Source organism: Actinoplanes sp. ATCC 53533, from assembly GCF_003947245.1.
The window spans coordinates 1-7,935 of the sequence record NZ_QHHV01000337.1 but is presented as its reverse complement, the minus strand read 5'-3'; the positions used below and the strand labels follow the sequence as shown (position 1 = coordinate 7,935).

Sequence of the window (7,935 nt, the reverse complement as noted above, 5' to 3'; positions counted from 1 at the left end):
TCTCGTAGTGACCGCGCCGAAGATTCTGCATGAAGGCGTGTCCGGCGATGACGACGCCGGCGGTGCGGTCAGTTCGTAGGCCGCGCATCGGTCGCAGTCGGTGCTTGAGCTGGCCGTGATCGGCTTCGATCCGGTTGTTGGCATAGCGCTCGACGTGGTGCCATGCAGACGGGATCAATTCGTCGAGCACGGCTGGGTAAACCGGCGCCGCGTCGGTGACGACCTCGCTCGGCATCACCTTCAGCGTGGCCAGCGCCCGGCGGAAGAATCGGCGCGCGGCCTGGGCGTCGCGGCGCATCGAGACCAGCACGTCGATGACCTGCCCATACTGGTCAACGGCCCGGTAGACGTAACGCCACACCCCGTTGACCTTGACGTACGTCTCGTCCACGAACCACCGGTCGCCGGGCGAGTGGCGGCAGAACCGAGCGGTCTCGGCAAGCAGCGGCGAGAACCGCTGCACCCACCGGTAGACCGTGACATGGTCGACCTCAACACCACGCTCGACCAGCAGTTCCTCCACGTCCCGGTAGGACAGGCCGTAGCGCAGGTACCAGCGCACCGCCAGCACGATCACCTCGGCCGGGAACCGGAAGCCCGTGAAGGCCGAGCCAGGTGGCAGCGAGGGACGAGGACGGGAAGAGAGCAGCACAGGTCAAGCATGCCTCGATCCACCGATCAACCAATGCAACAGACCCACCGAGCCTCACGCTACTCGACATCTGCCGGCAGCGGGTTGACACCGCAGACCGTGCCGCACCGCGGCGTCCGCTGGCCCTGCTCGACCCCACGGGCGACCTGCCCATGACCCGCCTCGACGGGCTCGCGATCCACCCGACGCCGGATAGCGGCCGGATCCTTACCGGAGCCAACGCCACGAGCGGTCGATGGGCGGACGCGGCCCGGGACGCGGATCCCTGCCACTACGCCGGACACGCCGCCTACAGCCGCGACGACCCGCTCGAATCCCGGATCGAACTCGCCGACGGCGCTCTCGTCCTCGGGAGCCTCTTTGACGAACACGTGCCCGTACCGGCCGGCGGAAACGTCGTCCTGTCCGGCTGCGAAACAGCGATGACCGACCACACCGAACCAGCTGACGAACACCTCGGCATCGCGAGCGGGTTCCTGTTCGCCGGCAGCGCAGCCGTGCTCAGCACGCAATGGGCGGTCGCCGAGGCACCCGCCGCCATCCTTGTTGACCAGTACTACACCCACCTTCGCCGCGACGAGCCGGCGCGGGCACTGCGCATTGCGCAGCGGGCACTGCGGAAGGCGTCAAGAGCCGACCTCGCTCACCTGCTCGACCGGGCCGACCGACTGGCCGGGATGGACGTCCTCGACGAACGGACCCGTCAACGTCTCCGCACCGATCGGCAAGCGCTGCGCGGCACCCGGATCGACTACTCCCACCCGGTCCACTGGGCCGCCTACACTGCGACCGGCTACACACCGCCAGGCCCCGACGATCAAGTCACGAACCGACACACCACGACCTAGGTCCGCAACGAACGCAGTGATCAGCACCTTGCTGATGCCGCTGCTCGCGATGTCGTCGACCGCGCGGGCCTCGCCTCGGGTCCCGCGTGGCGACGTGGGTCGATCGCCTCGTGGTCGCGGAGAAGCGGGTCCATCCGGTACGTTCGGGGTTTGACCGAATCTCCAGCACCACGCGTCGGCGTCAGGGCAAAGTTGCTCGTCGCGAACGAGGGGATTTGAATCCACGACCTCCTACTCTCGACCTTCATCGCGGCTTGTCATTTGTTGTCAACCCCTGACCCCCTCGATGCGAACGTCACGGCCCCGGACTTGTCACTGATCATCGAAAGTAGTCACTGACCTGCGTAAACATGGGCTAGGACTTGTCAACGTCTGTCACCGAAGGTCACCGCTTTGCAGGGGTTTTCGGGGGGTAAACGGGGGGCACCAGCGCGGTACCCGGCGCCGTCTGGCGGCGGGCTGTTAGCGCAGGTTGGTGCCCTGCCATCGAGATCACCCTGCACCCCGACCATGTTTATGCAGCTCAACGATGGAGACCGGCCGCCGTTGAGTCCGCGTCTCGGAATCTGCACGTGGGGCACCAACCTGCTCCTCTGTCGGCACTCACGTAAGGGTGCGTTTTTCGCTGAGAGCCTGATAAATAGCCGCTCCCAGGGCCGCCGACGGTCATGATCATCTCTTCGGCCGGGAGGTGGGGGCGGCGTGTCGGGCCGACCCGGGCGCCTGGCCGCCCGGCCAGGGCTACTCCGATCGCGGTCAACGCCGCCCGCAACGGCGGGCTGTATCGCGAGTGCGGCCTGGTCAGGCCGGGAATCTGTTCGACGAACGTGACCCGAGCGCAGGCGGCCTCGCGGCAGACCAGCCGGCGCACCAGCAGCCGGATCACGACCGGCCGCCCGGCGAGGGCGGTATCCGCCAGCCACCGGTGGTAGCGGCCGTGCACCCGCGCCGATTCGGTACCGCAACCCGGACAGGCTGCCCGGTCCCGGCCCGACCGGGCCTCGATCACGATCCGGCCGGCGGACTCGTGGATCCCATCGACCGTGACCTCCGCCAGATGCGGCAACAACCGCTCAAGATCGCACCGTGGTCAGCTACCACAGTCCACATCGGACATCGACCGACACGCCAGCACCGACCACCACAAGATCATCGCCAGAACCGAACTACGTGAGCGCTGACACGACGTGGTTGTTCGCGGCCAGGACTCGCCAGGCCCACGGCTGGCGTCCGTTGTTGGACCTGCAAGGCCTGGACCTACGCCTCAAGCCCTTCGATCAGCATCGTCTGACCCGCGAGAAGAACAAGCAGTTCCTCACGCGAACACAGCAACGGATCGACGGCCATGACCCATGGAACGACGAACGCGCCCTGAAGACACCGCCGTCACGCCACAGCTTGGAAGTTCACCCGACCCCGGTGAATAGCTACTCCTTTTCTACCCCTCCTTCAATCCGATTCAACCAACTGCTTGAACTCGTGGATCGCCAAACGCAGCGACATCGGGTCGCAGCTAACTTCGAACAATGCTCCGTCAGCTGCGACAACGATCCAGCCACCGCCTTCAAGATCTCGCCTCGTCATCCCTAGGACCTGCCCTTCCAGTTCGGTTCCCACTAAATCGATCTGGAGATTCCAACCAGGATTATCGAGCGTTTGAAGCCTGATGCCGAACTCATGTTCCCAATCGTCATCGCACTGGGCGGCATACCAGTTTGCGAGATAGTCGAAATAGTCATCAGCAACTCGGTCGGGAAGCACCACTTCCAGGAATCTCCCATGGCTCGGCCGGACGAGCGTCGCCACCGTTCGGCGAGTTGATGTGCGGTGTCGGCACCCTCGTGCCATCTCTATTGACATGTGCAGGACCTTGCAGATCGAAACGCTCGACCATTTCCCATGGTGCAGGGTTGTGTGGGTTTGTTTGCGGAATCCACGTTGCCCACTTCTTGACCTGTCCGGTCGTGCCGTCCCGACTGAAGGTCGTGTGCGGACCTTCGGCATTATAGTCGGGTCGTAGCCGATCCGGCCGCCCCCTGCCGCCGTCGTCGTTGTGCACCAGGACCGGAATATTGCCAGCCAATACATAGTACGTGTGGATGTCCGCAACCGTGAGGTTGTACATGAAGCGGCGACCCTCGTAGGACCGCACCGAGACGACTACAGCATGAGATCCGTCGGAGGCACGAAGCCGTGTACCAGCGCCAAGTTCCTTGGCATTACGCCACGATTTGTGAATTTCGTCCCAGAAGGGGTGTTCCTGCGTCGTGTTGATGACGGCCGTTGTGCCTGCCGCAGTCCGGACGGTGAGATCGGTGAATTCGGCATCGTCGTTGACGTGGGTCGCGGTAACGGCACGGCTCGCGGTACGGTCGGTCAGCGGATCGGTGGCGACGACTTGATCGCCTTGCCTAATATCCCCGATGGGCTTGCTTGTGCCGTCCGCCATGAGCACCAACGTGCCCGGGGTGAAGCTATTGCACTTCTTGGCGACAGTCCCGGCGCCTTCGAGGCCTTCAGATAGCGCCCCCCGAGGGCTGCGAGGGGCTGCACCCTTGGCGCCTTTGCCACCTACGAACATCATCGCTACGGTCGTGACCAGATAGCTGTGGTGGTAAGCGGCTTCCTCGACACTGTCAGCGCTTACGACGGCCGCTCCATCCCTATAGAGGCCTACCAACGTGTCCCAGGTGCCGCCTGCCATTCCTGGCATGTGGAATGAGCGTTTGGCTTGGCCCCAGAGTGCTTGCCACATGGTCATGTCGCCGTTGTTGATGGCGGCGGCGTCCGCTTCGGCTTGGTCGCGGGTGCTGGCGATCAAGGACTTGAAGCCGTTGATGACGCCCCAGGTTCCGTCGTAGGCGGCGTCGACAGTGCCTTTGATGATGGCGACACCAGCGCCCTTGACTGAACTGCCAGTACTACCGCCGCTGCCGTTTCCGTTGCCGCCATTGCCGCCGCCGGTGCCGGTATCAGTGCCGGTGCCGGTGCCACCGCCAGTGCTGCCACCACCGCCGCTGCCACCACCGCCGCTTTCAACGCCTTCCTTTTTGCCTGCGCCGACGTTGCCGTAGTAGGCGTCGTCGCCGCGCAGGCCGGTGGGGTCGCTGTGGCCGATGGGGTCGTTGCCGGAGTAGGAGTAGGCGTTCCATTGCTGGGGGTCGTTGAGGTCTTGGACGGGGTCGACAGAGATGAAGCGGCCCAGGAGTGGGTCGTATTCGCGGGCTCCGATGTGGGTGAGGCCGGTGGGGTCGATGTCGCCACCGACGAAGCCTTTGTTGTTTGGCCAGATGGTCTTCGGCCCGCGTGGGTCGCCGTAGGGCAGTTGCCGGCGGATGGTGACTTGCTGGCTGTAGGCGTTGACGGCGATCTGTTGGGTGCTTTGGTGGTCGCTGAACAGCCAGGTCAGGCTCTGTGTGGCGGTGGTGCGTGAGGCGATGGTTGCGCCGTTGAAGCTGTAGTAGCGGGTGCCGGTCAGGGTCGCGGTGTTGCCGGAGACCGCACGACGGATCTCCATGCCGGGCAGGTACAGGGTGGCGCCGCCGGCGTCACGGCGGATGAGGCGGGTGCCGCCGGCGTCGTAGAGGCTGCTGGTGGTCTGGCTGCCTTCGACGACCTTGACGGCTTTGCCTTCGGCGTCCCAGGTGAGGGTCTGCGCGGCGGTGGTGCCGGGGCGGGTTTCCATGTTGCCGGTGGCGTCGTAGCCGTAGGCGACGGTGGTGCCGGTGCCGGGGTCTTGGCCCGGTGCGGTGGTGGTCATCGCGGTGACCGCGTGCGGGCGTACGACGTTGAGGCCAGGCTGGGGAACGGCGTAGGAACGGGTGGTGTCTCCCGTACCGGTGTTGGAGATCTCTTTGGAGCGGTTGCCGAGCTTGTCGATCTCCCACTCGAGGCGATACGGGGCGGGCCCCGCGAGATTTGGAGTGGTCGCGGCGGTGGTGCAGGCAGTGTCGGCTGCGGGTGTCCATGCGGAGGTGAGTCGTTGCAGGTGGTCGTAGCCGAAGCACTGCTTGTCTGCCTGCCCGACGCCTGGGGTGTCGGTGATCGAGAGCGGGCTGCCGGCGTCCTGGTAGGTGTAGGACCGGTCCGATACGGTGCCGGCGGCGGTCTTCGGCTTGACCTTGGCCTGGGTGACGCGGCGGGTGTTGAGGTCGTAGGACAGGCTCTGTTCGGCGTATTCACCGCTGGCGATCTTGAGGGTGGTGATGGTCGGTTCGCCGTAGGCGGTGTACTGCTGCCCGGTGACGTAGGTGGAGATGGTCGGCAGGTTGGTCGTGAGGCCGATCGGCAGCCCCGTGCTGGGCTCGTACTTGGTGGTGACGGTCTCGGTGACCTGGCCGCCGCCGGGCGGGTACGTCAGGGTCGTGGGGGCACCGGTGTAGTCGGAGTAGCCGTGGGCATAGCCATAGGTTCCGGCCAGGCCGGTCTCCGCGGCGGGGATGACCCACTGCTCGCCGGTGATCTGGTAGCGCAGGTTGAACGCGCGGGCCTGCCATTTGTAGGCGTTGCCGTTGTCGTAGCGGATCGTCTCGGTCAGCTGGCCTTTGATCGGAGCGCCGCTGGCGAGTTTGTCGTATTTCCACTCGACGCGTTTGGTGGCGTCGGTGACCGTGTCGTCGTACAGGCCGGTCTTGCGGCCGAAGTCGTCGTAGGAGTAGGCGAGGACTTCGTTACGGGCGTCGGTGCTGGTGGTGAGATCACCGGCGTCGTTGTAGCTCGACTGGGACTTGCCCTTGTCCGGGTCGACGCTTTCGGTCTGGCGGCCACGGATGTCGTACTTGTACGCCCACTGGTTGCCGCCGGAGTCGGTGACGGAGGCGAGTTGGTCCTTGGCGTTGTAGGCGTAGGTGGTGCCCTCGAAAGCGCCGGCCGGTCCGGAGGCGGTGGTGTACTGGCGCAGCTCGATGGTGCGGCCGTCGGCGTCGGTCACGGTGGTGGACGGGGTGCCTCCCTTGGGCGGCACGACGGTGGTCCGGTCACCTTCGTAGGTGGTCGTGGTGCGCCATTTCTCCACGATGTTGGCCACGTCGTCGCCGGCGCGGAACATGGAGACGGTGGTCCGACCGGCACGGTCGTAGAGGTTCAGCGTCTGTGTCGGTACGGACCATTCCGGTTCGGACCACAGCGTGCCGGAGGGTGCGCCGGGTTCGGAGTGCGCGCCGAAGGACATCTCGATGCGGCCGTGGCGGTCGTAGAGGTTGTCCGTGACGACGCGGAGCCCGTCGACGGCGGATTCCTTCTGGGTCTGTCGGGGCCTGAGCAGCCCGTCGTAGATGTCGTAGGTGACGTCGGTTCCGCCGCTGACGTTCAGGGCTTCGGTTTTGACGTACGGATACTGCTTGCGTTCCGGGTCGAAGGCATAGGTGTAGGTGATCGACGGTGTGGTGCCGTGATCAGCGCGTGGCCAGCCCTGTTCCCAGACCTGCGAGGTGCGACCGAGCGGGTCGTAGACGGCTTCGTTGATCCGGTTGTTGAGGTCTGTGATCTTGGTGGGTGACGCCCAGGCGGGGTGGAACTCGGTGGTGGTGGTCCAGGCCGGCAGGGTGGTGTCGGCGCGTTTGATGGTGTCGACACGTTTGGTGGTGATGCTGTCGGCCGGGGTGTAGTCCGAGGTGGTGGTGTTGCCACGGACCGGGTCGGTGGCGGTGAGCCGGCGCCCGAAGGGGTCGAAGGTCGCCTTGGCGGTGGTCAGCCAGGTGGTGCCGGCCGCGGCCGTCCAGCCTTTGAGGACGTCGGTGCGGGTCAGGTCTCCGCGGGTGGGGGCGGTCGCGGTGCTGCTGGCGCCGTCGTAGAAGGTCCGGGAGTCGGAGATGATGTGGTCAGGGCTGGTCGGGGCGGTTCCGCACGGCAGCGTCGTGATGGTCACCTGTTTGGGCAGGGTGACGATGTTGACCTCAGGAGCGGTGTTGCGGTTGTAGGTCGTCGTGGTGCACTTCTCGTCGCCGGACTTCGACGTGTCACCGTTGTCCTGCACCGAGGTCGCCACGCCGTAGTCGTCGTCGAACTCGCTGCGGGAACTGGTCACCCGCCACCCGCGGGAGCCGTTGACACCCAGTGCGGTCCCTTGGTAGGTGGTCTTGGTGCCGGTGTAGCGGGCGGTGACGGTGTCGCCGTTGATGGTGCGTGACGCTGTCGGCGTGGAACGCCAGGGAACGTTGACCGTCTTGCTGACCGGTTTGTCGGTGGTGCCGTTGTAGACGACTTGTTCGCGGACCATTCCCGCGAACTGGTCCTCGTCGTACACGGTCTCGGAGCCCATCGACGCCGGCACGGTGACCGTGGTGGTCCCGCCGGCTTTCGCCTTCCGGTCGCCGTGCATGCCCCGCATGTACGTCGTGGTCGTGAGGGTCTTCTCCGCGTCGCCGACCTGTGTCGAGACGCTCGCATACCCACGGAACTGGTCCCACGTCTTGCGGCTCTGCTTACTGAGCCCGT

The 7,935-nt window shown here is 65.4% G+C and carries 5 protein-coding genes; 1 reads left to right on the top strand and 4 read right to left on the bottom strand.

The window, feature by feature from the left end; translation table 11 throughout:
- Positions 1-622: IS6 family transposase (locus tag DMB66_RS56385; protein ID WP_125812232.1), on the bottom strand; the 622-nt coding region annotated here is incomplete at its 3' end.
- Between DMB66_RS56385 and DMB66_RS56380 the strand changes: the two genes are divergently transcribed.
- Positions 616-1,500, top strand: coding sequence for a CHAT domain-containing protein (locus DMB66_RS56380; protein ID WP_125812230.1), 885 nt, complete (start codon positions 616-618; stop codon positions 1,498-1,500). The two genes, DMB66_RS56385 and DMB66_RS56380, sit on opposite strands and share 7 nt — an antisense overlap.
- A gap of 523 nt (positions 1,501-2,023) precedes the next feature.
- Here the strand turns inward: DMB66_RS56380 and DMB66_RS66385 are convergent.
- The 3 genes from DMB66_RS66385 to DMB66_RS56365 all read right to left on the bottom strand — a co-directional run bounded on the left by DMB66_RS66385 (position 2,024) and on the right by DMB66_RS56365 (position 7,486).
- Positions 2,024-2,509, bottom strand: coding sequence for a transposase family protein (locus DMB66_RS66385; protein WP_370321341.1), 486 nt, complete (start codon positions 2,507-2,509; stop codon positions 2,024-2,026).
- Positions 2,510-2,949: 440 nt separating this feature from the next.
- Positions 2,950-3,264 (bottom strand): Imm53 family immunity protein, encoded by a 315-nt coding sequence (locus tag DMB66_RS56370; RefSeq protein ID WP_199753230.1) that lies wholly within the window; start codon positions 3,262-3,264, stop codon positions 2,950-2,952.
- Positions 3,239-7,486: a polymorphic toxin-type HINT domain-containing protein gene (locus tag DMB66_RS56365; protein WP_125812228.1), complete on the bottom strand. Its 4,248-nt coding sequence runs from the start codon at positions 7,484-7,486 to the stop codon at positions 3,239-3,241. Before DMB66_RS56365 ends, DMB66_RS56370 begins: the two co-directional genes overlap by 26 nt.
- Positions 7,487-7,935 lie beyond the last annotated feature (449 nt).